Origin of the sequence: Paraburkholderia sp. RCC_158 (assembly GCF_041355255.1) — a bacterium.
GTDB classification, from domain to species: Bacteria; Pseudomonadota; Gammaproteobacteria; order Burkholderiales; family Burkholderiaceae; genus Paraburkholderia; species Paraburkholderia graminis.
The window spans coordinates 56,297-82,568 of the sequence record NZ_JBFUPM010000019.1; the positions used below are offsets into that span (position 1 = coordinate 56,297).

Sequence of the window (26,272 nt, forward strand, 5' to 3'; positions counted from 1 at the left end):
CCCTTCCTGGCCGGTTACCGTCCGATGCGATGGGCTTGGCCGCGGCGCGGTGTCGGCGGTGCCTACCCATTGGAGCGCCTCCATGCGCTGAGATGGCGAATAACGGCCTGCGAGTCGCCGTTCTGCTCGTGAAGTCGCGTCAGGTAGCGCAAGGCTTCTTCGTTGGCCGGGTTGATTTCGAGGCAGCGCGCATAGGCCGCCACAGCCTCCTCAACCCGCCCCAGTTCCTCCAGCAGAACAGCGTGGTTCAGCGCGGCCTGGTCGTTCTTTCCGTTGATTTCGACGCAACGCAAATAGCTGCCGGCGGCGTCTTCGAGTCGCCCGGCTTCTTCCAGCAGCACCGCGCGGTTGGCGTGCAGCAGTTCCGCATCTGCGAAATGTTGCAGCGCTTCGTCGAACACTTCCAGGGCGTGCGCGCAGCGGTTGCGATCGCCCGCCAGCAGGGCGCCGAGATTGTTGTAGGCGTGGAAGTCAGGCTCCGGCGAAAGCTCGATCGCTTTGCGGTACGCGGCCTCTGCGCCGACGGCGTCGGTCGCCTGCAACTGCTCGGCAAGCGAATACCAGTCTTCCGCCTGTTTTCGCCGCGCACTCAGGGTGGCCGGCGCATTGTCGAGAAACGTCACGTCGCCTTTCACGTCCGCGATCTCGAAGTCCAGCAGCAGCTGACCCGACACGGCGTCCCACTGCGCGTCCCCCGTCGTCACGGCCACCGCGTCGCCAACTGCCGTAATGCGCACGCCGGACAGGGGCGCGGCATCGGGCAACTGATCCTTGATACGTGAGAGCGCCTTCAGGACTTTGCGAGGCGGTATCCGCGATCCGCGCAGTTTCAACGCAGTGCGGAGCAGGACGACATCCCGAAAGGTAAAGCGCAGATCGTTGCGCGCGCCGCGTGAGGGCCGCAAGAAGCCGGCGTCAATGAGGATGCGCAGGGCGCGCCGCGAGACCCCGAGAAGCGATTGCACTTCCCGCAGCGAAAAGGTGTGCACGGTCGAACGGCCCCTCACCGCCGTGCCCGGGTCCTGGCGGGCGCCGCGACGGGTTCCTCGGCCTTCTCGGCCCGCTTGACTGTCTTACGTTGTTTCGCGGGCAGTTCAGAAACCGGGACTGCGGGCTTCGTCCGGCCAGGCGACGGGCTGCGCTTCGCATTTCTTGCGAGACTGGCGCGCAACGCTTCCATCAGATCGATCACCTGCCCGCCGTCGGCGGCCGCCTCTCCGTGCGGCGTCACAATCTGCTTGCCCTCGATCTTGGCGTCTATCGCTGCGAGCACGCGCTGCTTCTCCTTGTCCTCGTACTGTTCGGGATCATAGCGCTCGGTTTCGCCCTGCTCGATGAACTTGAGGGCAAGTTGCAATTCATTTTCAGTGACGGGCGCGTCCTCGATGTCCAGGTCTTTGAGCGAGCGAACAGCATCGCCCCAAAGCAGTTGCTGGAGGATAAGGCCGTCGTCGGTTGCCCGCACCTGGACCATATGGGTCTTTGCCTTCCAGTTCCAGGAGGCAAGTGCACATCGTCCGCTCGCCAGAAGGGCCTTCCTGAGCAGGCAGTACGGCTTGCCGCCCCGTTTGTCGGGCGCGACGAAGTAAGCCTTGTCGTAATAAACGGGGTCGATGGACCGGTCGGGCAGGAAGGCCAGAATCTCAACGATGTGACTGGGGCTTTCCTCGAGCGCTTTCAGTTCGTCCTTGGTGAACACGACGAACTTGTCCTTTTCGAACTCGTAGCCTTTCTGCATCTCGTTGCGCTCTACCACCTTTCCTGTGGCCTTGGAGACGTATTGCTGCTGGACGCGCGAGCCATCAGGCGCGAGCAGGTTGAAGCTGATGCTCTCAGACGCTGACGTCGCCGAATACAGGCGCACAGGGATGGACACCAGTCCAAACGAAAGTGAGAGCGATGCAATCGAACGGGCAGCCATGAGCGTCTCCTGATCAACAGAAGAAAGCGGGGCGCTTGAGGCCCTGGGCCGATGCAAATAGATTAGCACTCGTCTGTGCGCCGGCGGTGGCCACTTTCAGCAGATGGCGTTCCTGCTGAAGTCGGGCGCGCCACTTGCTCGACAGGACGGACGGTCCAACAACATGGAGAGGCACAAATGGCAGACCAGCATAAGCCAGGCGAAATCGTTAAGACGTCCGGGATCTACAAAGTAGTGAAAGAGGGCGGCGACGGGCCGGAATTCGAGGTGACGTGCGTCGAAGGTGAGCATTTCCCGCCGACGCGCTCGGGCAAGGGCGCGCACTATGAACTGATCCACGGCGCGACGCATTCGCACAAGCACACCGAACTCGGCAGCGGCGACAAATAGCGAGGCTATGGAACGTCCTGGAGGCCTGCCTGGGCCGCGAAGTCCTGACGGTCCCCTTTGCCGCAAGCGGGAAGTCGATTGGCGTCGCCCTTTGCGAATGCCGATTGCGGTCGTACCATGCGATTTCGTCCGGTCAAAAGGAGGCGCGCATGGTCACGCGTTACTACATACGCAAAGGCGACAGGACCACCGCAGGCGGCACGGTGGCCGAAGGCTCGGCCGTCATGCACTGTGATGGCTTGCCTCTCGCGTTTGAAGGCGACGCGGTGAGCTGCCCCGCGTGCCACAGCACTGGCAAGATTCTGTGTGACGGCCCCGCTGGCCAAAGGCAGGTCCCGATGGCAGGCAAACCGCACTGAGCGATGATCTCTGTCTATGCCGATGCAACCCATTGCCGCGGCTCATCGCTTCGCAAAGCACAATGTCAATGTCGATGGACGGCTCGCCGGCAGACCCTGTCGTGCAGCGGGCCACGGCCCATGTGTATGCGCCTAGCCCGGAAGCTTCGACCGCGGCGCCGAGCACAATCTCCAGGTCAGCGGGGAGCGGGCTGAAGCAGTCGCCGCCACTGGCCTTTGCCAGCAACGCGGCAAGTAGCGGGGATGCGGTGGAGCTGGCCGCGCGAGGCGTGAGCGAGGACGATGAGGCCGAGTGTCATACGCAGTATGAACTCGACATGGAAACGTGCAATGCGGCGAGGGCCATGTATAAGAATCCCGCGTATTTTCTGGCCTGCTCGCAGCGGGCGTTTGAGCGGTATCAACAGTGCAGGGGGTACTGATGGAAGCGAAGCGCAAGACATGCGTCATCACGCTATTCGATGAGGAAGCAAAGACGATTTCGTACCACCACGTGCCGCAGGACCTGGTCGCCGCAGCCATCGACAAAAGCACCAGCGTCGATGTGCCGCTCGAAGACTTTGATAACCGGCTCGACGATGATTTTGCACGTCGACTGGGCGGCATGATCCTGCTCATTCTTGCCGGCCGTTCGCCATTCCTCAAGAGCCATCTTGCGCTCACCACTGAAAACGATCGTGACGCATCCGGGCCGTCTTCCGGACCCGGTACGACGCCGCCGGAAACTGGAAAACGTTCATGGTGGGGGAAAAAGCCATAACGGGGTGCAAAGGCGACGCGCCCCCTGGAAGGTCAGGCAAACGTAAGTGGCGGGCGTTCGCGCTGCCGCGTCTATGCATAGCCGGTGGCAGAATGATCGCCCCGATCCTCAATGGAGACTGGCATGTCGATCTTGGTGGGCACCGCTTCCTGGACTGACAAGACGCTGATCGAGTCGGGCGCCTTTTATCCTCCCGGCTGCAACAGCGCGGAAGCCCGCCTTCGGTATTACGCAAGCGTGTTCCCCCTGGTCGAAGTCGATTCCTCGTACTACGCGATGCCGAGCGCGAGCAACAGCGCCCTTTGGGTTGAGCGCACGCCCCCAGGGTTCGTGTTCGATGTGAAGGCCTTCCGGCTGTTCACCGGCCACCAGACCGAGCCGCGATTCTTCCCGAAGGATTTGCAGGCCAACTTGCCAGACACGGGCAAGAAAAACCTCTACTACAAGGACATACCGTCGGCGGTGCTGGATGAACTGTGGGCCCGCTTTTTTGAGGCGCTGCAGCCGCTACATGCTGCCGGCAAGCTAGGCTCAGTACTTTTCCAGTTTCCTCACTGGATCACCGCGGCTCCGAAAGCGAGGGAGCATGTTGAACACTGTGCCGAGCGCATGCACCCGTTTCTGACGGCGTTTGAGTTCCGCAACGAAAGCTGGCTGGGCGAGAAGCACCGGGAATCGACGCTGGCAATGGAGCGGGAGCGAGGGATCGTGCATGTCATCGTTGATGCGCCCGAGGGAGTGACGAAGCGCGCGCATACGGTATGGGAGGCGACCTCGCCCGAGCTGGCGATCGTGCGTCTGCATGGCCGCAATGCGTCGACGTGGAGCGGCGCCGAATCCGCGGCCGAGCGGTTCAACTATGAATACAGTGATTCTGAATTGCGTGAGCTTGCGCCTCCGATCGCACACATCGCGCTACGGGCAGCGCGTACGCATGTCCTGTTCAACAACTGCTATCGCGACGTCGCGCAGCGCAATGCGGCAACGATGACACGGCTGCTCGACGACATTGGAATGTGAGCCGACGGGCGCGCTACCTCTTACCGTGACCCGACACCGGGCAAACCTGGCCAAGTCGTCAGCGATCCGGGAGCCGACGTAAGCCTTTTTCCCGTGGACGCTTCACCGGTCGGTCTGGCGGACCCGAACCTGAAGGACTGGTTTGCGCATCCCCGCCTGTCCCGCCGGCCGACGTTGCCTGCTGGCTGATCGCCGGCCCCGCCGGTAAAATCGACAGCCCGGAGCCCGATGCGGCACTGGGCCGTCACCCGCGGCCAGAAAAGACGCCGCTTCCGGCCTCTGATCGACGGTTTGGGCGTGGCGGTTGCAGCTATCCTCGATGCGATCTCTCGGTTCTGCCACGGCCTTCGGAAAGATGGGCAGAATCATTCAGCCGGTCCCCGCGACCGGCTTTTTTTCGCCTGGCGGTTTTTCCGAGGAAAATGTAACGCAACGTAACTGTTACGAACAGGTGCTGAGTTAAGTGTTGAACTCCGCCGCGTTCAGAAGGCAAGCTTCCGGTGTCGGCCATTAGCCGCCGGTCGAGGTCGTCGTCCAGTTCGGCTCGCCGAGGTCTCGTTCGCCCTTGCTCAATGACCGCTCTGAGGCGGCCAAATTCCGGAAGGCACCGCCTCAACCCGGCCACTTTCTGCCGGTCGGCCCCCTCGCAAAGCAGTCATTTGAACAGCTCGTTCACTCCTGATAACGGCCGCTTAACTGACTCCCTTGAATCGGGCCAAGGGGAAACAACAGATGTATCTAGCCGCTCTATTTTCCGGACCCATCGTGCTTTTCAAACAAGACATCCCCGTTTGGAACGTTGATCGCGCAAGCGTGTCAGCAGGCGGGCATCCATCTCAAAGTCGACGATCCCCAACTGTTCAATCTCCGCCCGCATGTCCAAGGCCCTGCATCCGGCAAGATCGACGCGGAGCACGCCCTGCGGCGCTCGGCCGGTGCGGCTCGCAATTGGATTGCCGTGCATGCCGGGGGAACGAGCATCGATGTTCTCCTTGCCGCGAGTGATGGCGGGCTGGGCTCAACGAGCGACGGTCCTTGCAGCGGCATGATGGCTCGATCTTGAAGCGACGATAGCCAGGACGGCGGAAACGGTCAGACTACCGCCGACGCACATCATTGCGACGACCAGTGCCCTGGCCAGGCTCGCCGGATCCGGTGAAGTCCCTGCGACACTGAAGAAGACGCCGCCGATGACCGAGACACCCAGTGCTGCGCTGATTTGCAACGCCGAATTCGTGATGCCCGCGATCATCCCGGAACCGGTCGCCGGTGCGCGATTGATAACCGAGCGCACCAGCGTCGGCAGCGCCCAGCCCTGACCGAATCCCAGGAGTGCGACCGCGCCGATGAGCGGAAAATGAGCCGGCACCTGTCCAGGCGCGCCGGCCACGAGGTCGGCGAGGAGTATGCAGCCGGCGACCTCGAGCATCATGCCGATGGCGGGAACGCGGTCGCCGAAGAGGCGGATGGCCAGCGGGGTCGTCAACGGCCCGATGAAGGCGCCGACCCCGAACGGCAGGAAAACCAGCCCTGTCTCGAATGGGCTCATTCCAAGTGCCGCCTGCAGGTAGACGGAGAACGTCAGGAAGAAAGCAGAGACGACGTAGAAGAAGAGGACGCCCGTAAGCCCGCTCATCAGGCCAGGCCTGCGGATCAGCTCCACGCTGATCAGGGGCACGCCGCCTCGGCCGGCGTAGCCCACCTCATATCGGCAAAAGCCTACGCCAGCGACGGGACATGCGATCAGCATTGCGCAAGCCCACCACGGCCAATCTAGCTCCCGCCCTTCGACCAGGGGCACGATGAGCAAGCCCAGCGTAAGCGCGCAGAGCAGCACCCCGATCCGGTCTACAGGTGCCGGGCTGTCACCGCGGACGTCGGGTAGTAACGGCAGCCCGAAAATCAGGACGGCGACGACGACGGGCAGGTTGATGAGAAAGACGACGCGCCACGCCAGGTGAAAGATGTCCGCAGAGATCAACGCACCCCCGAGCGCCTGCGCGGCTACGGCGGCCAGTCCCACCGCGGCGCCGTAGAGGCCCAAAGCGCGCGCGCGCTCCTTCTCTGGGAATAAGGCGTGAATGGAGGCCAGTCCCTGCGGCGCCATGGCGGCGGCGCTCAGGCCCTGCAGCACACGCCCGAGGATCAGTATGACGGGTGACGATGCGAGGCCGCAGATCACCGATGTCAGTCCGAAGCCCGTGACGCCGATGAGGAAGATCCGCCGCCGGCCGAAGAGATCGCCTAACCGTCCTCCTGTGATGAGGAAGACCGCGTAGGCCGCGGCGTATGCGGAGATGACGAGTTGCAGTTCTGCAGCGCTCGTGTGGAGGGTGCTTTGGATGGACGGCAGAGCGACGTTCACGATGAAGAAGTCCAGCGGAGGCAGAAATGCTCCCACCAGCAACACCGCGAACGCCGACCATCGACGCGTGGAGGAGGTTGTCGTATGCATAAGTTTGGGCGGCCAAGGACCGTGTCAGGCCGGACGGCCGAAGCGTTCAGTTCCCGTGATGGGGTGCCAGTTTTGAAGCGGCGTGGCGTAGTGCATGGTGAAGGTGCGCTCCAGGAATGCCCAGCGGCCTTCGCGTCGCTGATAGACGTCGCGGTATTGGCCGCTCACTTGAAGCGTGCCCTGATCGACGTCGTAAAAAAGACAGTCCGCCGCCACCAGGCCGTGGCCGTTATCGCCGTCCACCGTAATCAGGGCATTCGCCATCCAATGATGCATGTGGGGCATGCGCTTCATGTTGATGCGTGCTTGCGCCAGGATGGCCTCCAGGCCGTCGGAGTTGCCGTTCGCGCCCAGCAGCAGTCGCGAGTCGGGATGCCAGAGAGTGGCCAGCAGCTCGATGTTCATGGTGTCGAACGCCTCGGCGTAGTTAGCGATCAGCGCATCGATGGCGAAGCGGCTTTCGATGGCGTCAAGGCGTGCTTCGAGTTCTTTGGACATTGGTTATTTCCGTACCGAATGGTACATAAATAGTGAAAAAAATGCGGGACTCGTGTGATGACCCCGCGCTGCTTCGATATACATACCGAGTGGTACAAATATACGGGGCCGTGGAAGACCGTGTCAACCGTTCTCTTGAACGGCCCGCTGCCATGTGCCGGAAGTTGTAAGGCGCGGCTTGCCCAACGATTATGTATCGATTAGTATATATATTTTGACTGACGGAGATGTTCATGACTCAGCGGGGTCGGCCACGCACGTTCGACCGTGATGCGGCGATCATTTCGGCGATGCACCTGTTCTGGGAACATGGCTATGAATCGACGTCTTTGTCGCAGCTAAAGGCGGCGATCGGCGGTGGCATCTCCGCGCCCAGCTTCTATGCGGCCTTCGAGTCCAAGGAGGCGCTGTACAAGGAGGCGCTGGAGCGATACATGGAGATTTATGGCAAGGTGACCCGTAGTCTCCATGACACGTCGCTTCCGCCACGGGAGGGCGTGTTCCTGGCGCTGCTCCGGTCGGCAAGGATGCAGATTGAGAGCGGCCACCCGAAAGGCTGTATGGTCGCGCTGGGCGTTGCCGGGGCCAGTTCCACCGGCAGCGAAGCCATCACCCAGTTGCTTCGTGAGGTGCGCAGTCGCACGCGCGCCGGCTTCCGCGCCTGCGTAGTACGGGGCATCAAGAGTGGGGAACTGCGCAGCAGCACGGATCCGGCATCGCTGTCCATCGCGCTCGACTGCTTTTTCCAGGGATTGTCTGTGCTCGCCCGCGATCGTGTCCGGCATGCCGTCATCGAGAAGGCCGTGACCGACGCGATGGGAATCTGGGATGCCGCAGTGGACCAGCCGATGCCTAAGGAGGTCGGCAAGACTTAGTTCGGAAGTAGATCAGCTTAGCATTGCCTGTCGACAAAATAAAACGGGCCAGCGCGAGTTCCTTCGACCGGGTGAAGCGCTTGGTGCGTGCAAGGCACTGGTGCAGATCGTCGAGCCGCACTGGCCCAACAGCAAGACCGGGCGGCCACCGGCCGGAGTGGCTCGATGTACGTCGAGTAACCTCGACGAACTCCGAAAAGGCGTCCGTATCAATCCGCGGATCAATTGGCTCTTCCAATTAGAGTCAACGTCCGGCGGCCGTGTGACCAAGCCGCATCGCTTGAACGGCGCATTGTGCAACTCAGTGGGTACGCGATGGCGAAGGCTTTCGGTTGCTTGGGGGTTTGGCGACACGGCCGTCGGGACCCTTCGATAACGCTGTGAGAGCTGTTTCGTTGCGCACCAATGCGCGAATGCCCGCAGCCGCGAAGCGAACGAGGTCCGCATAATGCGCTGTCGACTTTTTTTCGCGGTCCTGTGCGCCTAGTCGCATCGCCCGGCCATTGAGTGCATGGGCCTGCTGCCGCGCTCCGACAGAGAAAAGATACGCCCACACCGCCTGCTCGCGTGCGATGCCAGGCACGACCGTATGTAGGGCGTCGATGATTCGCTCCGCAATCGGGTCATAGTAGGTTTCACGAATGCGCCGGGAGCGCTCGTCGCTGCCTAGACTCACGGACGCCACCAGCTGCACGTAAAGCGCCAGATTCACGGCATCCTCGCCATGAAAAATCTCCGACAGCGGCGTAAAGGCGATCGTCAGCACGTCTTCGACGGTGGCCTTGCGTTCGCTCGCAAACAGGTCGTCGAGCAACTTGCCACGGTGTTGATTGATCGCTGACGATCGCCGCTCGAATACGGCCTCGTAGAGCTTGTCCTTGGTCGCGTAGTGGTAGTGCACGAGCGCCTGCGCGACGCCCGCTTCGTCCGCGATGTTTCGCATGCTCGCTCCGGCGTAGCCGTGCTCGCCGAACACGCGCTCGGCCGCATTCAGGATCGCGGATAAGCGCGTACCCGGCGCGCGGTCGGGTTCCTGAGCACCGTTGCCGGCGTGTGCGGACGCCTTCTTTTCGCGTTGTGTTCTCATCTCCGCAAGCTCCATGGCCTTACTATTCAATCGATCAGTCAGTATATCGCCATCCTCGCGCGACGCGGGCCGGACGATCCGGACCGCGTCGCAGCTTGCAATGCGATGACCGGACCGCGCACGCCCTTATCCGAGAAACGCCGGCTCCGGCAGACCCCTGACGCCGGGCCGCACCGCGAGCACGTTGCCCGCGAGCGGCTGCTGCGCGAGTTCCTTCTCGCTCATCCGCCGGCGCGCCGTCGTAATGAAGAGGGTGTCGAGGTCCGGACCGCCGAAGCACAAGCTGCTCACGCGTCGCACCGGCAGATTGACGACCATGTCGATTCTCCCGCGCGGGTCATAGCGCGTGACGCACCAGCCATCCATGTTCGCGCTCCAGAAGCAGCCGTCGGCATCGACGGTCGAGCCGTCGCAGATGCCGCGCCCGAGCGGAACTTCCGCGAACTTGCGGCGGTTGTAGATGGCGCCATCGACCGAATCGTAGTCGAACACGTCGATCTGGCAGCTGAACGAATCGGTCATGTACATGAGCCGGTTATCGGGACTGAAGCTGATGCCATTGATGCAGGTGATGCCCTCCATGATCAGATGCGGCTTCAGATCGGGATCGAGACGGAACAGACGTCCGCGCGGCGTGTAGGCGGCTGCTTCCACGGTGCCAGACCAGTAACGGCCGTGACGATCGCATTTACCGTCGTTGAAGCGGTTCTTCGGCCGCTCGGCGTCGGGACGCGCCACGTCGGTCAGCTCGCCGGTTTCGGGCGAGAAAAAGCAGAAGCCCGAGCGCATCCCCACGATCAGGCCGCCCTTCGCGCGTAGACCGATGCTGCCGATTTCTTCCTGCATCGGCCAGCTTTTCTTGGCGCCGCTTGAAATGTCGAGGCGATGGATCGCCTGTCCGATGCCATCTACCCACCAGAGCAGTTGCGTTTTCTCATCCCAGATGATCGATTCGCCCAGCACATCGGGTGTGGAATCGATCACGTCGATGACCGAACCCACCATATCGATAGGTCTCGTGATGCTGCTGACAGTCATGTTGCCTCCTTGATCCTGACGTTGATATCGATGAATGCGATCTGTCCGCTCAGACGGCCGGCTCTTTCATGCGGGCGATGCCTTCGAGCGCGAGTCCGTAACCCAGGACGTCGTGCAGGCGAGCTTTCAGTTCCTGATTCAGGCAGGTGCGTGTATAGCGTCTTACGAGACGCGGTTGCTTGAGCATCGACCGGGCGAGTTCGCGGGCCCGCGGGAGCAGGTCTGCCGGCGGCAGCACTTCGTTGACGAGGCCCATCTCCAGCGCCTCGGTGGCTGAGATGCTCTGGCCCGTCAGCAGAAAGTAGTGGCCGCGCGCTCGGCCCATGAGCAGCGGCATGATCAGATGCATGCCATCGCCCGGCACCATGCCGCCCTGGAAGTGCGCGGTGTCCTGGATCGTCGCAGTGTCCGATGCCAGCACGATGTCGCCCAGCAGTGGAAGCTCCGCGTGCCGCACGGCCGGCCCGTTGATGATGCTGATCACCGGCGCTTCGATGTTGAGCAGGTTGATGAGCAGATGCTTCGCTTCCCAGTAGATCGGATCATAGATCGTGGGTGTCATCGAATTGCGGTTCTCGTGCATGCCCGGCGCGATGGACGGCCCGCTGAACGCATCGCCCGTGCCGGTCATGATCACGACGTCGTTTTCACGGTCTCGGCCGACGTCGAGAAACGCCTGCTCGAACTCGCGGTGTGCCGTCAGATTCCACACGAGCGGCCGGCCGTGTGTGTGGAAGTGCATCTCCAGTACGCCGTCGGTGCGCGTCATGCGGATGGTCTCGAATTTGTCTGCGTATTCGTCGAAGTTGCTCACGGCTCTGTCCTCTACTGAACGTTGAAAATCGCGCCGGCGCACGCCGACGAAGGCGTTGGCATGCATCCGCGCAAGGTAATCAAGCGCCTATACTAGTCCTGACTGATCGATCAGTCAACAAGGGAAATTCCGGTCTCGCTTCCGGTTGACCGGGTGTTTGCTCATCCGTTACTGTGCTGACTGTTCGATCGATCAGTTTTTGATCCGAGCGATCCGCCGCCTTTGGGTACGCCCTGACAAAGAACAGATGCCGCCGGACCATCAGCATGTCCGAGGTTCAAGGAGACAGCTTCATGAGACGCTTTCCGTCGTTCGTATGCCGTTCCGTCCACCAACATTGAGAGGGTCATCATGTCGCGCAAAATCGCTCTCGATACAAACTCGCCCGCCCCGGCGACGCCCCAAATGGACACGCAACGTGCGCTGTATTTCAAGGTCGCGCTGCGGCTCGTGCCGCTGCTGATCGTGTGCTACGTGGTCGCGTATCTGGACCGCATCAACGTCGGCTTCGCCAAGCTTCAGATGCAGGACGCGCTCGGTTTCAGCGATGCGGTGTACGGTCTGGGCGCCGGCATTTTCTTCATCGGCTATTTTTTGTTCGAGGTGCCGAGCAATCTGCTCTTGCAACGCATCGGCGCACGCAAGACCATCACGCGCATCATGGTTCTGTGGGGCATCACCGGCTGCGCGATGGCGACGGTATCGAGCCCGACGGCGTTCTACGGGCTGCGTTTTCTGCTCGGCGTGTTCGAGGCCGGCTTCTTTCCGGGCGTCCTGTACTACTTGAGCCAGTGGTTTCCGCGTCATCGCCGCGGCCAGATTCTCGGACTCTTCATGACGGGCTTTCCGATCGCAGGGGCGATCGGCGGACCGGTGTCGGGCTGGGCGATGTCGCGGCTCGGCGGCGTCGCGGGTTTCGCGGGCTGGCAGTGGCTCTATATCGTTGAAGCTGCTCCTGCGGTGCTGCTCGGCATCGTGACGTGGTTCACGCTGTCGGACGACATCGGGCGTGCAAAATGGCTGACCGAATCGGAGCGCGACGCTTTGCGCCATGCATTGCGTGCCGAAGGCAGCGACGCGGAGCCGAAGCATACCGGACAGTTGCGGCAGGTGATAGCCGATCCCAAGGTGTACCTTATAAGCTTCGCGTATTTCACCTTCATCTGCGGCACGTATGCGCTGAGCTTCTGGTTGCCGACGGTGCTCAGGAGCGCGGGCGCGACGAGCGTGGAGCGTGTCGGCTGGCTGTCGGCGATTCCCTACGGTATCGCGGCCGTGGGCATGGTGCTGATCTGCCGCAACTCGGACCGGCTGCTCGAGCGTCGCTGGCATGGCGCGCTGGCCGCCTTCGCAGGGGCGATTGCGCTTTCGCTGCTGCCGCTTATGGCGCATGATCTGACTGCGACCATCGTGCTGCTGACGATCGCATCGACCACGGTGTTCGTCACACTTCCGCTGCTGTGGTCGCTCGCATCCGACTATTTCGCGGGCTCGTCGGTGGCTGCTGCCGCAATCGCCTTCGTCAACAGCCTTGGCCTGCTAGGCGGCTTCGCCAGTCCGTTCGCAATGGGCTGGCTCAAGACATTGAGCGGCACGCTGAGCAGTGGGCTTTATCTGATGACCACGCTGCTTGCACTGGGTGCATGCGCGATGCTGTGCATGCGTACCGGCCGTCAGTCGAATGCATAATCAACCAACGAACGTGGAGGCTGCGCAATCGGGCCCGCACGCGGCAAACATGGAACAGACCTTCAAGGATGCATCGCCGGGGAGCCTGCTCGGGGAAAGCGTGGCGCGACTGGATGGCGCGCGCTTCGTCTCGGGACGTGTCGACTACAGCGCTGACCTCATTCCTCGAGATGCCCTCCATCTCGCCATACTGCGCAGCGCGCACGCTTGCGCGAGGATCGTGTCGATCGACCTGTCCGATGCGCTGGCGATGCCCGGCGTTGTCGCCGGCCTGACAGGCGAGGAAGCGGCCCGCTGCAGCGATGCGATGCCGCCGGCGATGGACCTGCCCGCGAAAGGCGCGCGCGGTCCCCTGCAGAGCCGCTGCCTCGCGCTCGGAGAGGCGACCTACTTCGGTCAACCCGTGGCGGCGCTCGTGGCGACTTCGGTTCACGATGCTCAGGCGGCGCTCGCGAAGATTCGCATCGAATACGAAGTGCGCGCGCCGACCGTGAGCGCGCGTGACGCATTGCGCGACGGTGCGCCGATCGTCCAGCCCGGCTGGGACACGAATTTGCTCGTGCACGACCGCATCCGCTCCGGCGACGCCGATGCCGCGTTCGCGCGCGCGGCACACGTCGCGCGAGGTGAACTGACAATCGGCTCGTCGACGAGCGCGCCGATGGAAACGCTCTGCTATGTCGCCGAATGGGATGCGCGCGGCGAGCGTTACGCGCTCACTGGCACGTTCCAGAATCCCCATACGAGCCGCTGGCTGATCGCTGCGGCGCTGCGCGTGAAGGAGTCGCAGGTGCGTGTGATCGCGCCGCGTATCGGCGGCACGTTCGGGCTCAAGATGGCGGGGCATCCGGAGGAAGTGCTGGTCGCGCTCTTCAGCCGGCTCACGAAGCGCCCGGTGGCATGGATCGAGGAACGGCGAGAGACCTTGCTCGCGGGCGCGCGGTCACAGCATCACAGCTTCGAGATCGCCGCGGATGAGAACGGCAGGCTGATCGCCTGGCGTGATCGCATACTAGTCGACGTCGGGATCATCGGCGCCGGTCATAGCTGGGCGATGGCGCTCGTCACGCCGGCGGTGTTTCCGACCGTCTATACGATCGAGCATTGCGACGTCGAGTGCTCGCTGGCCATGACCAACCAGCCGCCGTGGCAAGCCATACGTGGTTACGGCAAGGAGATCGGCAATCTCGTGCTCGAACGCGCGATCGATCTGCTCGCGCAACAGACCGGCATGGATCCGGTCGGACTGCGCCGCCGCAACCTCGTCGCGCGCGAAGCCTTGCCGCGCCTCCTGCCATCCGGCCTGAACGTGGACAGCGGCGACTATCCGGGCGGCCTCGAGCAGTTGCTCACGATGTTCGACTACCCGCGATGGCAGGCACGGGCGCGCGCCGCGCGCGATTCGGAGTGTCGCATCGGGATCGGCGTTGCGTTTGAACTCACGCCGGAGGGCGGCGCGCGGCCGGGAAATTTTCCCAACGGCTACGAGACGTCCACGGTACGCATGATGCCGTCGGGCGACGTGCAGGTGCTGACAGGCGTGACGTCACCCGGCAGCGGTAGCGACACCGGCATCGCGCAGATGGTCGCGGGCGAACTCGGCTTGCGCGCCGACCAGGTGAGCATCATCGAAGGCGATACCGACGTGACGCCGCTCGGCACCGGCAACGCCAGCAGCCGTGCGCTTATGTATGGCGGCACGGCTGCCTACCTCGCCGCGCGGGAACTGCGTGACCGGCTTGCGCAGTGCGCCGCCAATATGCTCGGCGGAACTGCCGACGACATCGTGTTGCGCGACGGGCATGCGCGCCGCCGGTCGAACGGCGCGCAGATCGCCGTGGCGGAACTTGCACTCGGCGCCCACCTGCGTCCGTTCACCGTGGCTGCGGGCGTGACCCTTCCACTCGAAGTGACGCGCAGCTTCGCGCCGAAGAACGTACGCGTGGAGCCGGACGCGCAAGGCCGCATCGCCACTTACCCGACATTCTCGTATTCCGTGCATGCCGTCGCGCTCGAACTCGACATGGCCACCGGCAACAGCAAGCTCCTCGACTATGCCGTGGTGCATGACTGCGGCGCGATGATCAACCCCGCGCTCGTGGAAGCGCAACTTAGGGGTGCGATCGTGATGGGCATCGGCGTGGCGCTGTGGGAACTTATCAAGATGGACGAGCAGAATCGCATGATCACCGATCGCTTCAAGAGCTACCTGCTACCGCGTGCAAACGATCTTCCGCCGATCCGCGTCGGGCATCGCGTGACGCTCAATCCGTTTCATCCGCTCGGGATGAAGGGCGCGGGCGAATCGGGGCTCGGCGGCGCGCTTGCGGCCGTCAGCAATGCCGTGGCGAACGCGCTGGGTAACGATGCGTGCCTCGCGCACGTGCCGGCAACGCCCGCGCGCGTGATCGCTTCCCTGCGGGAGCGATTCGCGTGATAGGGCATCGCTTCGATTTTCATCAGCCAAAGGAACTCGACGAAGCAGCAGACTTGCTGGCTCGCTTCGGTGAGGACGCGTCCTTGCTGGGCGGCGGCACGATGCTGGTGCCGTCGATGTCGGCGAATCTCGTGCGGCCCGCGCATCTCATCGGTTTGAGCGCGCTCGGTCTGGATTCGATCGAGCTGGACGGCACACACCTGCGTATCGGCGCGATGACGACCTACGCGCAACTGCTCGCCTCGCCGATCGTCGCAAGCCATGCGCCGCTGCTCGCCGCGATGGCCGCCCAAGTCACGGGCGGCGCATCGATCCTCAATCAGGGAACGCTCGGCGGAGCCGCGAGCTTTGCGAATCCTTCGTCCGATGCGCCGGGCTGTCTCGCGGCGATGGAGGCGGTGTTCGAGTTGCACTCGTCCCAGGGAAAGCGTTGCATGCCGGCGTGTGATTTTTTCGCCGACGCGTTTCGGACCGCGCGGCGCGCGGACGAATTCCTCACGGGCATTCTCGTCTCGCGCGACGCGACCCTCATCGCCTGCCAGTACCAGAAGTACAAGGCGAGCGCGAGTTCGTGGCCGATCGTGACCGTCGCATGCTCGTTGCATCGTGGCACGCAGGCGAGCGTGCGGCTCGCGGTCGGTGCGGCAGGGCGCCGACCGGCGTATCACCGCTTCATGATCGACGAGAGATCGTTGCTCGCGCCCGATGCACTCATCGAGCAGGCCGCAAGCAGGGCGCTCAATCTCGTCGGCGAAGGCTGGAACGATGAACTAGCGGACGGCGATTACCGTCGCGCCATCGTGCCGGGTGTCGTGAGGCGGCATTTGCGCACGCTACTCGCGGGAGCGAAGGCATGAAAGGAACGATTCAGGTGCGGCTCACGCTCAATGGCGAGCCGCGTTTCGCGGACATAGACTCGCGGCTGTTGCTCGTCGAGGTGATCCGCGATGCGCTGGATGCAAAAGGGACCCGCGTCGGCTGTCTGACCGGCGATTGCGGGGCGTGCACGGTCCTAGTCGATGGCGAGGTAAGAAAGGCCTGCCTCGTCCTGGCGGCGTCGATTTCGGGCAACGATGTGCGGACGATCGAAGGCATCGAGGGAATTGAGACGCTGAAAGAGGCGTTTATCGCGGAGAACGGATTCCAGTGCGGCTTTTGCACGAGCGGCATGATCGTCGCGGCCGCGGATCTGTTGAAGCAGAATCCGCTGCCGAGTCAGGAAGAAATACGGCGCGCCATCAGCGGCAACCTGTGCCGATGCACCGGTTACGAAAGCATCGTCAATGCAGTCTATCGTGCGGCGCATGGCGGCCGCTTATCTGGAGGAAACGATGACGAATGATTCCACCGTCGCGGTTTAGGTGACGTATGAAGGAGAACCGGGCGCGCGTTTCGACAGGGCTTACTACGTCGAGCGTCACCTTCCGCTCGTTATGCATCGCTGGTCGCGTTACGGCTTGACCAGTGTCGCTGCGTTTTTTCCGGCGGTGGAGCAGGCAGGTACGCTCGCGATCTGCGAATGCCAATTTCGCGACGAAGCATCGGTCGATGCGGCGTTCGCATCGCCGGAAGTTTCGGAGGTGATGGCCGATCTGCCGTGCTTCACCGAGATCGCGCCGCGCCGCGTGCGGGTGCTGCCGCTCTGAAAAGAGGCTCCCTATCAACATCGATTCGATCAAGGTGGCAATTTCATGGAAATCGGCATCATCGGTCTTGGCGCGATGGGACGCGCGATGGCGCGCAATCTGGCGCACGCCGGACATGGCGTGAAGGCGTAGAACCGCTCGGGCGGAACAGTGGACGGTGTGACGACGGTGGCCTCGCCGGTCGAGGCGTTTCGGGGCGACGCCGTGCTCACCATGCTGTCCGACGACGATGCGATCCGCTCGACGCTGCTCGCGTCGGGCGTGCTCGCGCAGGCAAAGCCTGGGCTGGTTCACGTGGTCACGTCGACGATCTCGGTTGCGTTCGCGCGCGAGCTCGTTGCGGCCCACGAATCGGCACGCATTGGGTTACGTTTCCGCGCCGGTGCTCGGACGCCCCGACGTCGCGGCGAAGGGCGAACTCAACGTGCTGGCGGGCGGTCCGCCCGATGCTGTCACGAAGGTGCGGCCGCTGCTCGACGGGATCGGCGGTCGCGACTGGGACATGGGCGACCAGGCCCCGACCGCCAACGCCGCGAAAATCGCCTGCAACATGATGATTACGATGGCGATCGAGGCAATGGCCGAAGCCGTCGTTCTGACGGAGGCAAACGGTTTGCCGCGCGAGCGATTCTTCGACCTGATCCTGAACACGCTGTTCGGCAGTCGCTCGTATCAGGTTTATTCCGCGAACATCGCGCACGGAAACTACGAGCCGGGCTTCAAGGCCACGCTTGGCATGAAGGATCTGCGGCTCGCGGCCGAAGCGGCCGAGGAGGCTGGCCGTGCGTTGCCGCTGCTGGCGGCGGTATATGCGCGCATGGCTGAAACGATTGATGCGGGCATGGGCGATCGGGACTGGTCCGCGATGGCGAAGTTCACGATCGAGTCCGATGATTCATGAGTTGGCGATTAGAAACGGGCCGTTTGACGCGAGGTGTCAGCCGCTCGCATCATGTATGGAGCGCAAGAGTTCGTCGCACGCATGGATGACCGCTGCGTGTGGGAAGCGGCCGTCGTCTCGGCGCAAACGCGGAAGTCTGCTCCGGGTACGCACTGCCGACTGGCCGCTTCGGGGCCGCGGAATTCCAGTGACCGCTTGCGAGCGATGAGTTTGGGGAGCGGACTGACGCAGCCCGACCCTGAAAGGACTTTCAGTTTTTCCGAGAACGGTCATTCAGTCGTCTATCGGCTGTCTATGAGGCGTATAGTTTGCCATCCTCGTCGACCCAAATGACACCAGGGATCATGTAAAAGTAGACTGTTAGCTCTGGGTCGTTTGCATGAGACACATGACTCGGCCATTGAGCCGCGAGTTGGCGAACAATTTCTTCGGATGACTCGTGCCACTGGGCGTCTCGATCGTAGATAGTGTATCGAGGACGCGGATTGGAAGGAGACGTATAGCAGTCAGCTCCTGGCGCGATGAACATGATCTTGCCGTCATCCAGCAATTGCCTTAATACGTCAAAAAATGCAGATTTATACTCATCGAATGAGAAGGTTGGATTCCAGTGCCTAATCGAGTCAAAGAGTCCTGTAATCCAAAGACCGAATGAATCTCGAATGATCTCCTCAATGTGGTCTATCTGCGTCATTGCTGAACACCAGCCTCTACAAAGTTGACTCTCAACGGTTCATCTTATCGGTCGTTCGTTCGTACTAACGCTCACTGTTTCAGGGCATGAGCCAAGATTCGCGCAGTCCTTCAGCGTCGCCTTTATGAAAGGGATGCACATGTCATTGAATACGTGCGTTATCTATAGGTCTGATCGGATTAAAAAACGAATTTTAGCGGCGTTTGAGCGGGTGAATCTGGAGGACTACCTCTCCAGCAGCGCGAAGGGGCGACGGCGGCTTCGATTGTTGACGATTTTACCTTTTAGCCGCCATCGTCCGTACATGGCCGTTCATCGACGTATGCGAACTGCATACACCGCGAATGCCGCGGGGTAGCGATCGACAGCGCGCGACCCGATGCGGTCCTTCAGATTTTCCGAAATCGGCCGTTCATAGAGCACAGTATGCACGGTATGTTGTGTTCCGCGCTGTGGCATATGTGAGTGACCACGCCTATCTGGATGGGGGTATATGAAGACTGCTGCGAAGCATTTGTTGGGGACTGTGTTTGTCGCCTTGCTTTGGATCCTCTCGGACGTTGCGCTCGCCGACAGCGTCGCAGCTCAGACTTTCTCGCTGGACCCGAGGGTCGAAAAAATTGCTGAAGCGTACGCGTCGGACGCCGTCGATTTCTCGGCAAAACACTTCGCGACAAAACTCGATTGGTCGGATGCAAGCATTGCAGATGTAGAGAAGATATTGGGTCAAATGAACCTGTCGTACGCCAACACCGCCCCCAAGCCCACTGATGACAAAGTCATGGCTTTCGCAAAGGTTTTCGGAAGTTACGTGGGCGAGGTGTATCGCCGCAATCATGGAGGCGAATGGGGTATCGTCACGCTCGGCGGAGAACGCTATCCAGGCATGCAAACCGCATCCGGTACCGATTTTTGGCCTTGGGGTCGAGCATTCGATCGAATTACGAAGGGCCATGAAGACGATATTGCCGCCTACTACAGTGCGCTGCTGAAAAAATAGACAGCTGAGCGAGCAGCTTCTTTTCAAACTGCTTCGAGGGCAACGAGAGTTGTCAATGATCTAGGGGCGTGTGTCGAATGTCCCGTACTGTGGCCGAAGATCGTCGCAGGCCCTAGACAGCAGCCGACCCAACAGTCGCTTACGCCGAAAAGGCGACTTTAGCGAGTAGTCCACCAACGTTCAGCCTCGTCGATGTGAGCGCATAGCGAGTCCGCAACTGCCATCGGCGAAGTGCCGTCATCGAATCTAAACCAGTTGTCAGCATCCGGTCCCGGCGACCCCAGTCTATGACGCTGACTGGGATGCAAATCGTGCGCCGTGACCTTGCCTGCCGATATGAATTTGCCCCAATAGGTGGTGATTCCTTCTATACCGCATTGAGCTAGCTCCACGACGAAACCTCCCCCGTGTCGGTCGAACTGCACCGTCAACAGATCAATTCGACTTTCTCGCTGCCGTCGAAAGTGAGGCAGCGAACCTTTGAACCCTAGCTGACGGAGCGCGGGAACAAAGCGCACTTTCAACGCGTGGTTCATTTCGTCACGGCTCATCGGTGTGTCCAATCAGAATGAGTCAGTAAGGTCACCGCCTGTTTGCGGAGGCGTGATTGTCGACAATTCAGACGATGAAGTCGAATGGCCGAAATTGGCCGCAGTCAGTCGCCCTGTCCGGCCCTTCTGATAAAGCGATCATCGAAGATTCGCTTTAAAGAACTGGAGCGTCATTTGGTCGAAGTGGGCATGGAAGGCGGACCTGTTAAACCCGACGGCGTCGACACACACCTCAGGCGCGATCTGCTTCAATTGGATGGAGCACGGAGCGAGAAACGCGAAGTGTCCCGCTTGCGGGACAAAATGGAACTCTGGCCGTTTGGGAAGTGCATCCGCAAGCGCCGGGATAGTCTCGGGCAGCACTCCGTCGCCTCCAAATTGCGAGGCCCAGAGCTGAATGGGCGCTGTCACGTTTTCCAGCTCGCGTGCTCGCGGAAACTCGTTAAGTGGATCTGCCAGCACATAGGCCTTGATGCGGTCGTCGCGCGCTGGCGTCATGGGCGTCCGTTCGAGCTTGATCTCATGACAGATCGGAAGGTTCGGGTCCGTGCAAGGCACGTTCGCATTGGCGAAGTCAGGGTTGCCGCCGGCTAAGACCAGCCCGGTATAGCCGCCGCGCGAAAAGCCGAAAAACCCTATCCTGGTAGCGTCGATTTTCGCCGCGTCCGGAGCATCATCGAGCATAAAATCGACGAGGCGTTTGATGTCCGTAGGCCGCTCAACGAATTCGGATATTTCGGCCGCACGGCTCATGTCAGAAAACGTATCGCCTGGATGGTTAATCGCCGCCACGACAAAGCCAGCATCCGCCAGGAACTCGGCAAGGTCGTGATGCCCCAGGTACGATCCGCCGTGCCCGTGAGAGACAACGACGAGAGGTAAGCTGTGGCCAGCGGTAGGACAGTCTCGACGCCCCCGCAAGACATACGGACCGACCGTCAAATCCTCTGCCGAATCGGTGCAGGGTGTCCAGACAATGGCCTTCAGGGCTGGGGCCGAGCCATCCCCGGGAATAGTCAGAAATTTGATTCCTGCGGCATGCGACAGCGTCACCAACGAACAGAGGACCACAACCGCAAGAAGCGTCCGCATATGTCTTCCGCCTGATAGGGAGGTTGCGATAACGACTCTGCTTCGAGCGCTGCCCGGCATGGCGGCCCCTAAACAGATAATTGCCACTATAGATTGTCGGTGGATTTTTTTGCATCGCCGTCGACCGGCTGCTTGGCGCGAAACAGCGTCCGACGCCGGCGGCCGCACCGCGCCACACTGACACGTCCCTTTGTACCAACTGAAGGAACGGCAAGTTCAATCATCGTCGACGCCGCAGCGAGCGTTCTGCTTGTGACAGGCTAGCGCTTGATGATTTTGAGCCGGCTTTTCGTGCCACCAGAATAGCAACCGTCGCAATCGGGAGACTGCCGATCCACGCGCGCTATTCGTGAGGCTATGCCATCGGCTTCGAACTGTCAGATTGTCACCAATCTAGCCCCCGGTGTCGAAAGGCGGGTTTTGGCCGGTTATTGCCCGAATCTGCCTACCTTGACCGACTCACAATGGCGCTGGGCGGACGCGTCAGCTTCGATCACTTGCAGTTCAAATACGCGACTTGGCGGTCACACCAATCTTGCGGATATGAAAGAACTTCGTCGTCGGATTGGGATGCGTACTTTCCATAGCCGACGAATTCGTAATAAACGCACATCGCCTCGGCATGTGACGATGCCCAAAACGTCCATATCCAGTCGCTGCCGGGCTCGTTCAGAGCACGAGCGGCATCTCCGTCCGGTCCATGGGCGATGCATGCGGGAAGAGCGTTGCCGAACTCGTCCGGGCAGAGCCAAACCTCGTGAAGGTAACCAAGTGTCTTCCTCATGCAGTACGATCCCCAACCAATTGGCTACACCTCCGCGAATTGTCGACGATTTCCCGCAGAAGGTCGAATGGCTGAAACTGGCCGGTTTTGGAATGCCGCGACATTCGACGCGGCGCGCCTCTGGGCCCAAAGAGTTAGATCATCGCGTCAGGGGAGGCTCGCCCGGCGGGCCAGCTTCTCTTCCAATTGGTTCTTCACGTCCGGCCATTCCGTATCGATGATGCTGAATCGCACCGAATTGCGTTTGCGGCCGTCGGGCATGATCCGCTCATGGCGTACGATACCTTCCTGCTTTGCGCCGATGCGCAAGATTGCCGCTCGCGATTTCTCGTTTAGCTCATCGGTGGTGAACTGCACCCGGACAGTCTGCATTACTTCAAATGCATGCCTCAACATGAGGTATTTCGCCTCCGTGTTCGCCGCTGTTCTTTGAGCGGACTGGCTCAGCCAGGTATGGCCGATCTCGAGCTTCCTGTTGGCGCTGTCGATCTTCCAAAAGCGCGTGCTGCCAACGATGCGTCCGCTATCACGAGCGATGACCACGAATGGGATGACGCGGCCTTCCTCATACCCGCGCAATGCCGAAGCGATGTATTCGTCGATAGTCGACTGTCCCGGCACAACAGTAACTTTCAAGTTCCAAAGCTGGCCGTCCGCTGCCGCATCGATCAGAGCGGGCGCGTCTGCGGGTTCGAGAATACGAAGTTGAACAGTGTTGCCAGAAAAGGTCAGTCTAGCTGCGTCGTTCATAACCATTGGAAAGGTGTTGAGTCGGCGTTGCGTTTTAAGGCGCCCCCTGCTTGCGATGCCAGCGTTCGCGCGCCGGCGAGAGCATAAGAATAGCGATTGTCAGCGATCCTGCACCGGCCGTCGACCGCCCGCTTCCGGCCGACTAGCGCCCGACGATCAAGCATGGCGATCGCGGCCGGCGCGGCCTCTCATGCAGAGGGCGTAAGACGACCCTGATCTGCCCTTCAGTTTTCCCCAGAACAGCCGTTCAACAGTCGGGAACCTTCGGATAAAGATATGATGTTCACGCCAGAATTTTCTACAGCGGACGCCACGGAACATACACTGATCGCCAATCATTATGTCGAGACGCAAGTAGCGCTGAACCTAAGCGTTGCGTACGTTCGGGCGCGTGTACTCTTTGGCCGACAACACGTGCCGCTGCCTACTGCTAGATTTGTGGTGGTTTATGATGTCCGTGGACAAAAGGTGGCAGACGATCTTGAAGGCTGCCTGCATCACGCGCTCGCAGATATTGCAGAGATTCGGGTGAAACGGTCATGAGCTTTCAACTTATGGTTCGCGGTATACCCCTGAACGATGTCGAGCGTAGCCTTGGCTTTCTGAATGGTCGAGCCGAAGTTTTTTCGATCAACTCTGAGCACGTCGGGATTGCAATCCCGACCCGCTTGTTTGACGCCCTCGGAGAAGACAAGATTCGGCAAGCGCTACAGCACATGATGGTCTATGACCTTTACTCCGGCGACTGGAGCGGGCAGTAGTCTGCCGGCACGACGCATATCATGCCGGCCATTCAACCTCGGGCTCTCGCCGCTGAGGATCGCAGGGGCACACAGACGGAGGATTGACGATTCTAAGCCCAACCTCGAAATGACCGTTTGTGGCCGGTTCACTGCATCCAGCCGGTCGCTCAAAACTGGCCGACTTTGGAATGTCGCTTCACTCCCGGTCGACCGTGAGTGGACCGGCGCCAACTCGTGCTTACTCTTGTTCTGGCTTGAAGAACCGAACCCCGAACACGTCTTTTGTCTCCCTCACTACGATTTTGCGGCCGCAGTTTCCGCAGGTGAGAAGGACAGTCGGTTGCAACGGCGCTGCCATTATTTCGTGAACTCCCCGCTTTGCCCTCTCGCAATGGCATCATATCGGCTTGACGTCCATCTCTCTTCAAACGTCCCCAACATGTCCAACTTGATCGTTCATGGAGGCGCCCCGTTACGCGGGGAGATTGTGCCCTCCGCTAACAAGAACGCTGTCCTGCCGATACTCTGTGCAACGCTTCTCACCGATCGACCCGTGCGCCTCATCGGAGTGCCAGAGATCACTGATGTCCGGAAGATTCTCGACATATTCCGTGTGCTCGGAAGTGATGTGTCGGTGAATTTCTCTACCGGCATCGTTGACTTGCATCACCGAGCGACCGTTTTCGATCCCGCTACGCACCGGCTGCCCGAGGAGATGCGCTCGTCGATCATGCTGGTGCCACCTCTTCTCGCGCGTTTCGGCGTGGCCAGGCTTGAAAACGACGTGAAAGGCTGCACACTCGGTGTGCGCGAAATCGATCCACACGTGGAAGTATTCGAGCGTTTCGGCGCTCGTGTGGCGCGCACGGACAATTCGCTGACCGTCCACAACGACGGAAGGATGGTTTCCAACGATCACTGGCTGGACTATGCATCAGTAACGACGACTGAAAACTTTGCGCTGTGTGCGGCGGCCGCCGATGGCACCTCAACACTTGTCAACGCGGCGTCGGAACCACATGTTCAGGAGTTTTGCCGGTTCCTGTCAATGCTCGGTGTCTGCATTGAAGGCGTCGGTACGTCACGGCTCGTGGTGACAGGCGGCCGACAACTCGGCGGCGGCGAGTTTCGCTTTAGCGAGGATTTTCATGAGATTGCGACATTTCTCGCGCTGGGCGCGATCACTGGCGGCGACATCGCGGTCAAAAACTCCGCACCCGAGCAGTTCCCGCTGATCGACAGGACCTTCGCAAAGTTTGGCGTCAACGTCGTGCATCGCAACGGCTGGTCACGCACGGTAGATCAAGGCCAATTGAAAGTGCTCCGCCCGTTCACCCAGAACATTCTTACCAAGGTCGAAGCGGCGCCATGGCCCTATCTGCCGGTCGATCTACTTCCTATCTTCGTGGCACTTGGGGTGAAGTCCGAAGGCAGTGCGATGTTTTGGAACAAGGTCTATGACGGCGCAATGGGCTGGACGAGCGAGTTGTCGAAGTTCGGTGCGCATGTGTTTTTGTCGGACCCCCACCGGCTGGTCACGTTCGGAGGGCTGACGCTAAGCCCCGCACGTGTCGAGAGTCCATACATCATTCGAGTAGCGATCGCATTGCTGATGGTCGCAGCGAGCATTGACGGACGATCGGAGATCGTGAATGCACTACCGATCCGGCGTGCCCATCCGCGCTTTGTCGAAAATCTGCGCTCAGTGGGTGCGAACGTCGAGTGGACCAGTAGCGAATGATAGGCATCGGCGCACGACTGTCCTGCATGGGGGTGCCGGATTCTGCGAGCATTGCGACGCAAGATCTGAAAAAAACAGCCGCAATGTGAACCGTCGCGAGATTGCCGCGTGGTCGAGGTTCCTACGATAGCAACGGCTCCAGGTCCGCTGTTCGCTTCGTTTCCACCGCTCAAATGGTTCTCGGTGCACCGGAGTGAGCGTCTCTTCATGGCCGCACCTGGTCCCACGGACTTGCGCAGCGATCACGCCGGGTTGTGTATCTCGTGCGAAAGGCATAACCCGACGACAGTCACGGATCAAGTGAAAAGGGAGGAACGATTCGAAAAGCCTTACGGTTGGGTCTGTGACGGCGATACAACCACGGCTGTCCCTATAAAGTTGGATGGAGCCTTGCTGCTTGCCTTTCGCTCCACCGGTTGAAGAGCATAGTAGATGTCCCATTCCTCTTCACTAGTCTGTACGAAACCGTGCCGTCTGTAAAAGCGGTTCGAATCACTGCCGCGCAAGGCGCCGAGACGGACTGGCATGCCTTGCGCGTCCGCGCTCATGAAGACGTCGCGTAGGACGGTCGCGCCGATACCCTTTCCCTGGTATTCCGGCAGAATATAAAAGTGATCGAGTAACCAGTGGTCTGCTTGCGGGCGAATGACAATGAAGCCAGAGCGAACACCATTGACCTCGATGAATCGACACAACGCAGGATCGAACGACGTTAGAAAGCGCTCCCGCGCGCGCTGCGGGTCGAAACGATCGGCACGCTCCAGGCTCTCGCGCATCGCGGCGATACGAATGGCAACGAGGCTCTCGGCATCGGACTGCGCCGTAAGGGAATAGGCGATGTTCATTGAAGGCGGCTTCCGGCAACGGTCATTCGGCGCTGCAAATAATAACGCCGCGAATCGATTGTCACCAATCCACGCCTTCTTCCCGGAGGTCCGGTTTTGGCCGACTCTACGCATTCGTCGCCTTCGCCGATCACGCGCCGACGGCGAACGCAGCAAACCTACCCCCAAACGGCTTTTCACCC

Annotated in this window: 27 protein-coding genes and 1 pseudogene; 16 read left to right on the forward strand and 12 right to left on the reverse strand. The window is 60.9% G+C overall.

All coding sequences use genetic code 11. The annotated features are described in order from the left end of the window. Positions 1 to 62: 62 nt before the first annotated feature. Together AB6809_RS27835 and AB6809_RS27840 are read right to left on the reverse strand one after the other, a co-directional pair. Entirely contained in the window at positions 63 to 989 is a 927-nt protein-coding gene (locus AB6809_RS27835) for a MerR family transcriptional regulator (RefSeq protein ID WP_371027595.1), read from the reverse strand. Between the two features lie 14 nt (positions 990 to 1,003). Next, entirely contained in the window at positions 1,004 to 1,921 is a 918-nt protein-coding gene (locus tag AB6809_RS27840; protein ID WP_371027596.1) for a Ku protein, read from the reverse strand. A gap of 177 nt (positions 1,922 to 2,098) precedes the next feature. Here AB6809_RS27840 and AB6809_RS27845 point away from each other — a divergent pair, with 177 nt between their 5' ends. From AB6809_RS27845 to AB6809_RS27860, 4 genes are all read left to right on the forward strand, one after another. Then, the gene (locus tag AB6809_RS27845) at positions 2,099 to 2,311 is read left to right on the forward strand and encodes a hypothetical protein (protein ID WP_310035676.1); all 213 of its coding nucleotides are present in this window, start codon (positions 2,099 to 2,101) and stop codon (positions 2,309 to 2,311) included. 224 nt (positions 2,312 to 2,535) lie between these two features. Continuing rightward, positions 2,536 to 2,670, forward strand: coding sequence for a hypothetical protein (locus tag AB6809_RS27850; RefSeq protein WP_371027663.1), 135 nt, complete (start codon positions 2,536 to 2,538; stop codon positions 2,668 to 2,670). A 421-nt stretch (positions 2,671 to 3,091) separates the two neighbouring features. Further along, the gene (locus tag AB6809_RS27855) at positions 3,092 to 3,430 is read left to right on the forward strand and encodes a hypothetical protein (RefSeq protein ID WP_371027597.1); all 339 of its coding nucleotides are present in this window, start codon (positions 3,092 to 3,094) and stop codon (positions 3,428 to 3,430) included. A 123-nt stretch (positions 3,431 to 3,553) separates the two neighbouring features. Next, on the forward strand, positions 3,554 to 4,450 hold the full coding sequence (locus AB6809_RS27860; RefSeq protein WP_371027598.1) for a DUF72 domain-containing protein: 897 nt from the start codon (positions 3,554 to 3,556) through the stop codon (positions 4,448 to 4,450). A gap of 1,018 nt (positions 4,451 to 5,468) precedes the next feature. Here AB6809_RS27860 and AB6809_RS27865 read toward each other — a convergent pair. Together AB6809_RS27865 and AB6809_RS27870 are read right to left on the reverse strand one after the other, a co-directional pair. Beyond that, complete coding sequence (locus tag AB6809_RS27865; protein WP_307251573.1) at positions 5,469 to 6,905, reverse strand: MFS transporter; 1,437 nt, start codon at positions 6,903 to 6,905, stop codon at positions 5,469 to 5,471. Positions 6,906 to 6,929: 24 nt separating this feature from the next. Further along, positions 6,930 to 7,403 (reverse strand): nuclear transport factor 2 family protein, encoded by a 474-nt coding sequence (locus AB6809_RS27870; protein WP_307251571.1) that lies wholly within the window; start codon positions 7,401 to 7,403, stop codon positions 6,930 to 6,932. A 233-nt stretch (positions 7,404 to 7,636) separates the two neighbouring features. On the opposite strand from AB6809_RS27870, the gene AB6809_RS27875 reads away from it, so the two are divergent. Then, the gene (locus AB6809_RS27875) at positions 7,637 to 8,278 is read left to right on the forward strand and encodes a TetR/AcrR family transcriptional regulator (RefSeq protein ID WP_307251569.1); all 642 of its coding nucleotides are present in this window, start codon (positions 7,637 to 7,639) and stop codon (positions 8,276 to 8,278) included. Between the two features lie 301 nt (positions 8,279 to 8,579). Here the strand turns inward: AB6809_RS27875 and AB6809_RS27880 are convergent, their stop codons facing one another. The 3 genes from AB6809_RS27880 to AB6809_RS27890 all read right to left on the reverse strand — a co-directional run bounded on the left by AB6809_RS27880 (position 8,580) and on the right by AB6809_RS27890 (position 11,217). After that, complete coding sequence (locus AB6809_RS27880) at positions 8,580 to 9,380, reverse strand: TetR/AcrR family transcriptional regulator (protein ID WP_371027664.1); 801 nt, start codon at positions 9,378 to 9,380, stop codon at positions 8,580 to 8,582. Positions 9,381 to 9,491: 111 nt separating this feature from the next. Further along, positions 9,492 to 10,403 carry an SMP-30/gluconolactonase/LRE family protein gene (locus AB6809_RS27885; RefSeq protein ID WP_307251565.1) on the reverse strand — a complete coding sequence of 304 codons (912 nt, stop codon included), beginning with the start codon at positions 10,401 to 10,403 and terminating at the stop codon, positions 9,492 to 9,494. A gap of 49 nt (positions 10,404 to 10,452) precedes the next feature. Then, positions 10,453 to 11,217: an enoyl-CoA hydratase/isomerase family protein gene (locus tag AB6809_RS27890; protein ID WP_307251563.1), complete on the reverse strand. Its 765-nt coding sequence runs from the start codon at positions 11,215 to 11,217 to the stop codon at positions 10,453 to 10,455. A 351-nt stretch (positions 11,218 to 11,568) separates the two neighbouring features. Between AB6809_RS27890 and AB6809_RS27895 the strand changes: the two genes are divergently transcribed. From AB6809_RS27895 to AB6809_RS27925, 7 genes and pseudogenes are all read left to right on the forward strand, one after another. Further along, positions 11,569 to 12,906 carry an MFS transporter gene (locus AB6809_RS27895; RefSeq protein ID WP_371027599.1) on the forward strand — a complete coding sequence of 446 codons (1,338 nt, stop codon included), beginning with the start codon at positions 11,569 to 11,571 and terminating at the stop codon, positions 12,904 to 12,906. Positions 12,907 to 12,955: 49 nt separating this feature from the next. Next, positions 12,956 to 15,343, forward strand: a complete 2,388-nt coding sequence (locus tag AB6809_RS27900) for a xanthine dehydrogenase family protein molybdopterin-binding subunit (protein WP_371027600.1) — start codon at positions 12,956 to 12,958, stop codon at positions 15,341 to 15,343. Beyond that, a complete protein-coding gene (locus AB6809_RS27905; protein WP_307251559.1) occupies positions 15,340 to 16,200 on the forward strand; it encodes a xanthine dehydrogenase family protein subunit M in 861 nt (286 codons plus the stop codon). The genes AB6809_RS27900 and AB6809_RS27905 overlap by 4 nt, the downstream gene beginning before the upstream one ends. After that, the gene (locus AB6809_RS27910) at positions 16,197 to 16,685 is read left to right on the forward strand and encodes a (2Fe-2S)-binding protein (protein WP_307251557.1); all 489 of its coding nucleotides are present in this window, start codon (positions 16,197 to 16,199) and stop codon (positions 16,683 to 16,685) included. The genes AB6809_RS27905 and AB6809_RS27910 overlap by 4 nt, the downstream gene beginning before the upstream one ends. Positions 16,686 to 16,704: 19 nt before the next feature. After that, entirely contained in the window at positions 16,705 to 16,989 is a 285-nt protein-coding gene (locus tag AB6809_RS27915; RefSeq protein ID WP_371027601.1) for an EthD family reductase, read from the forward strand. Positions 16,990 to 17,064: 75 nt separating this feature from the next. Then, positions 17,065 to 17,280: pseudogene (locus AB6809_RS27920) on the forward strand (NAD(P)-binding domain-containing protein); the annotation flags it as partial. Between the two features lie 70 nt (positions 17,281 to 17,350). After that, the gene (locus tag AB6809_RS27925; protein ID WP_307251553.1) at positions 17,351 to 17,890 is read left to right on the forward strand and encodes an NAD(P)-dependent oxidoreductase; all 540 of its coding nucleotides are present in this window, start codon (positions 17,351 to 17,353) and stop codon (positions 17,888 to 17,890) included. Between the two features lie 292 nt (positions 17,891 to 18,182). Here the strand turns inward: AB6809_RS27925 and AB6809_RS27930 are convergent, their stop codons facing one another. Next, positions 18,183 to 18,584, reverse strand: coding sequence for a hypothetical protein (locus AB6809_RS27930; RefSeq protein ID WP_371027602.1), 402 nt, complete (start codon positions 18,582 to 18,584; stop codon positions 18,183 to 18,185). A gap of 493 nt (positions 18,585 to 19,077) precedes the next feature. On the opposite strand from AB6809_RS27930, the gene AB6809_RS27935 reads away from it, so the two are divergent. Beyond that, positions 19,078 to 19,584, forward strand: coding sequence for a hypothetical protein (locus AB6809_RS27935; protein WP_371027603.1), 507 nt, complete (start codon positions 19,078 to 19,080; stop codon positions 19,582 to 19,584). A gap of 158 nt (positions 19,585 to 19,742) precedes the next feature. Here the strand turns inward: AB6809_RS27935 and AB6809_RS27940 are convergent, their stop codons facing one another. From AB6809_RS27940 to AB6809_RS27950, 3 genes are all read right to left on the reverse strand, one after another. Further along, positions 19,743 to 20,135, reverse strand: a complete 393-nt coding sequence (locus AB6809_RS27940; RefSeq protein ID WP_371027604.1) for a DUF4304 domain-containing protein — start codon at positions 20,133 to 20,135, stop codon at positions 19,743 to 19,745. A 138-nt stretch (positions 20,136 to 20,273) separates the two neighbouring features. After that, positions 20,274 to 21,227 carry an alpha/beta hydrolase family protein gene (locus AB6809_RS27945; RefSeq protein WP_371027605.1) on the reverse strand — a complete coding sequence of 318 codons (954 nt, stop codon included), beginning with the start codon at positions 21,225 to 21,227 and terminating at the stop codon, positions 20,274 to 20,276. A gap of 931 nt (positions 21,228 to 22,158) precedes the next feature. Continuing rightward, positions 22,159 to 22,761: a GNAT family N-acetyltransferase gene (locus tag AB6809_RS27950; RefSeq protein WP_371027606.1), complete on the reverse strand. Its 603-nt coding sequence runs from the start codon at positions 22,759 to 22,761 to the stop codon at positions 22,159 to 22,161. 276 nt (positions 22,762 to 23,037) lie between these two features. Between AB6809_RS27950 and AB6809_RS27955 the strand changes: the two genes are divergently transcribed. The 3 genes from AB6809_RS27955 (at position 23,038) to AB6809_RS27965 (ending at position 25,245) form a co-directional block, all read left to right on the forward strand. Continuing rightward, positions 23,038 to 23,304, forward strand: coding sequence for a hypothetical protein (locus AB6809_RS27955; RefSeq protein ID WP_371027607.1), 267 nt, complete (start codon positions 23,038 to 23,040; stop codon positions 23,302 to 23,304). Next, positions 23,301 to 23,522, forward strand: coding sequence for a hypothetical protein (locus AB6809_RS27960; RefSeq protein ID WP_371027608.1), 222 nt, complete (start codon positions 23,301 to 23,303; stop codon positions 23,520 to 23,522). Before AB6809_RS27955 ends, AB6809_RS27960 begins: the two co-directional genes overlap by 4 nt. 421 nt (positions 23,523 to 23,943) lie before the next feature. Next, a complete protein-coding gene (locus AB6809_RS27965; RefSeq protein ID WP_371027609.1) occupies positions 23,944 to 25,245 on the forward strand; it encodes a UDP-N-acetylglucosamine 1-carboxyvinyltransferase in 1,302 nt (433 codons plus the stop codon). Positions 25,246 to 25,574: 329 nt separating this feature from the next. On the opposite strand, the gene AB6809_RS27970 is transcribed toward AB6809_RS27965, so the two are convergent. Then, positions 25,575 to 26,090, reverse strand: a complete 516-nt coding sequence (locus tag AB6809_RS27970) for a GNAT family N-acetyltransferase (RefSeq protein WP_371027610.1) — start codon at positions 26,088 to 26,090, stop codon at positions 25,575 to 25,577. Between the last annotated feature and the right edge of the window lie 182 nt (positions 26,091 to 26,272).

Excerpts from the sequence above, each read along its gene's own strand:
- AB6809_RS27910 (WP_307251557.1), top strand. The coding sequence starts at position 16,197 with ATGAAAGGAACGATTCAGGTGCGGCTCACGCTCAATGGCGAGCCGCGT.
- AB6809_RS27965 (WP_371027609.1), top strand. The coding sequence starts at position 23,944 with ATGTCCAACTTGATCGTTCATGGAGGCGCCCCGTTACGCGGGGAGATT.
- AB6809_RS27950 (WP_371027606.1), bottom strand. The coding sequence starts at position 22,761 with ATGAACGACGCAGCTAGACTGACCTTTTCTGGCAACACTGTTCAACTT.
- AB6809_RS27845 (WP_310035676.1), top strand. The coding sequence starts at position 2,099 with ATGGCAGACCAGCATAAGCCAGGCGAAATCGTTAAGACGTCCGGGATC.
- AB6809_RS27885 (WP_307251565.1), bottom strand. The coding sequence starts at position 10,403 with ATGACTGTCAGCAGCATCACGAGACCTATCGATATGGTGGGTTCGGTC.
- AB6809_RS27935 (WP_371027603.1), top strand. The coding sequence starts at position 19,078 with ATGAAGACTGCTGCGAAGCATTTGTTGGGGACTGTGTTTGTCGCCTTG.
- AB6809_RS27955 (WP_371027607.1), top strand. The coding sequence starts at position 23,038 with ATGATGTTCACGCCAGAATTTTCTACAGCGGACGCCACGGAACATACA.
- AB6809_RS27840 (WP_371027596.1), bottom strand. The coding sequence starts at position 1,921 with ATGGCTGCCCGTTCGATTGCATCGCTCTCACTTTCGTTTGGACTGGTG.
- AB6809_RS27970 (WP_371027610.1), bottom strand. The coding sequence starts at position 26,090 with ATGAACATCGCCTATTCCCTTACGGCGCAGTCCGATGCCGAGAGCCTC.
- AB6809_RS27860 (WP_371027598.1), top strand. The coding sequence starts at position 3,554 with ATGTCGATCTTGGTGGGCACCGCTTCCTGGACTGACAAGACGCTGATC.
- AB6809_RS27945 (WP_371027605.1), bottom strand. The coding sequence starts at position 21,227 with ATGCGGACGCTTCTTGCGGTTGTGGTCCTCTGTTCGTTGGTGACGCTG.
- AB6809_RS27880 (WP_371027664.1), bottom strand. The coding sequence starts at position 9,380 with ATGGAGCTTGCGGAGATGAGAACACAACGCGAAAAGAAGGCGTCCGCA.
- AB6809_RS27960 (WP_371027608.1), top strand. The coding sequence starts at position 23,301 with ATGAGCTTTCAACTTATGGTTCGCGGTATACCCCTGAACGATGTCGAG.
- AB6809_RS27850 (WP_371027663.1), top strand. The coding sequence starts at position 2,536 with ATGCACTGTGATGGCTTGCCTCTCGCGTTTGAAGGCGACGCGGTGAGC.
- AB6809_RS27875 (WP_307251569.1), top strand. The coding sequence starts at position 7,637 with ATGACTCAGCGGGGTCGGCCACGCACGTTCGACCGTGATGCGGCGATC.
- AB6809_RS27900 (WP_371027600.1), top strand. The coding sequence starts at position 12,956 with ATGGAACAGACCTTCAAGGATGCATCGCCGGGGAGCCTGCTCGGGGAA.
- AB6809_RS27940 (WP_371027604.1), bottom strand. The coding sequence starts at position 20,135 with ATGAGCCGTGACGAAATGAACCACGCGTTGAAAGTGCGCTTTGTTCCC.
- AB6809_RS27930 (WP_371027602.1), bottom strand. The coding sequence starts at position 18,584 with ATGACGCAGATAGACCACATTGAGGAGATCATTCGAGATTCATTCGGT.
- AB6809_RS27865 (WP_307251573.1), bottom strand. The coding sequence starts at position 6,905 with ATGCATACGACAACCTCCTCCACGCGTCGATGGTCGGCGTTCGCGGTG.
- AB6809_RS27870 (WP_307251571.1), bottom strand. The coding sequence starts at position 7,403 with ATGTCCAAAGAACTCGAAGCACGCCTTGACGCCATCGAAAGCCGCTTC.
- AB6809_RS27895 (WP_371027599.1), top strand. The coding sequence starts at position 11,569 with ATGTCGCGCAAAATCGCTCTCGATACAAACTCGCCCGCCCCGGCGACG.
- AB6809_RS27855 (WP_371027597.1), top strand. The coding sequence starts at position 3,092 with ATGGAAGCGAAGCGCAAGACATGCGTCATCACGCTATTCGATGAGGAA.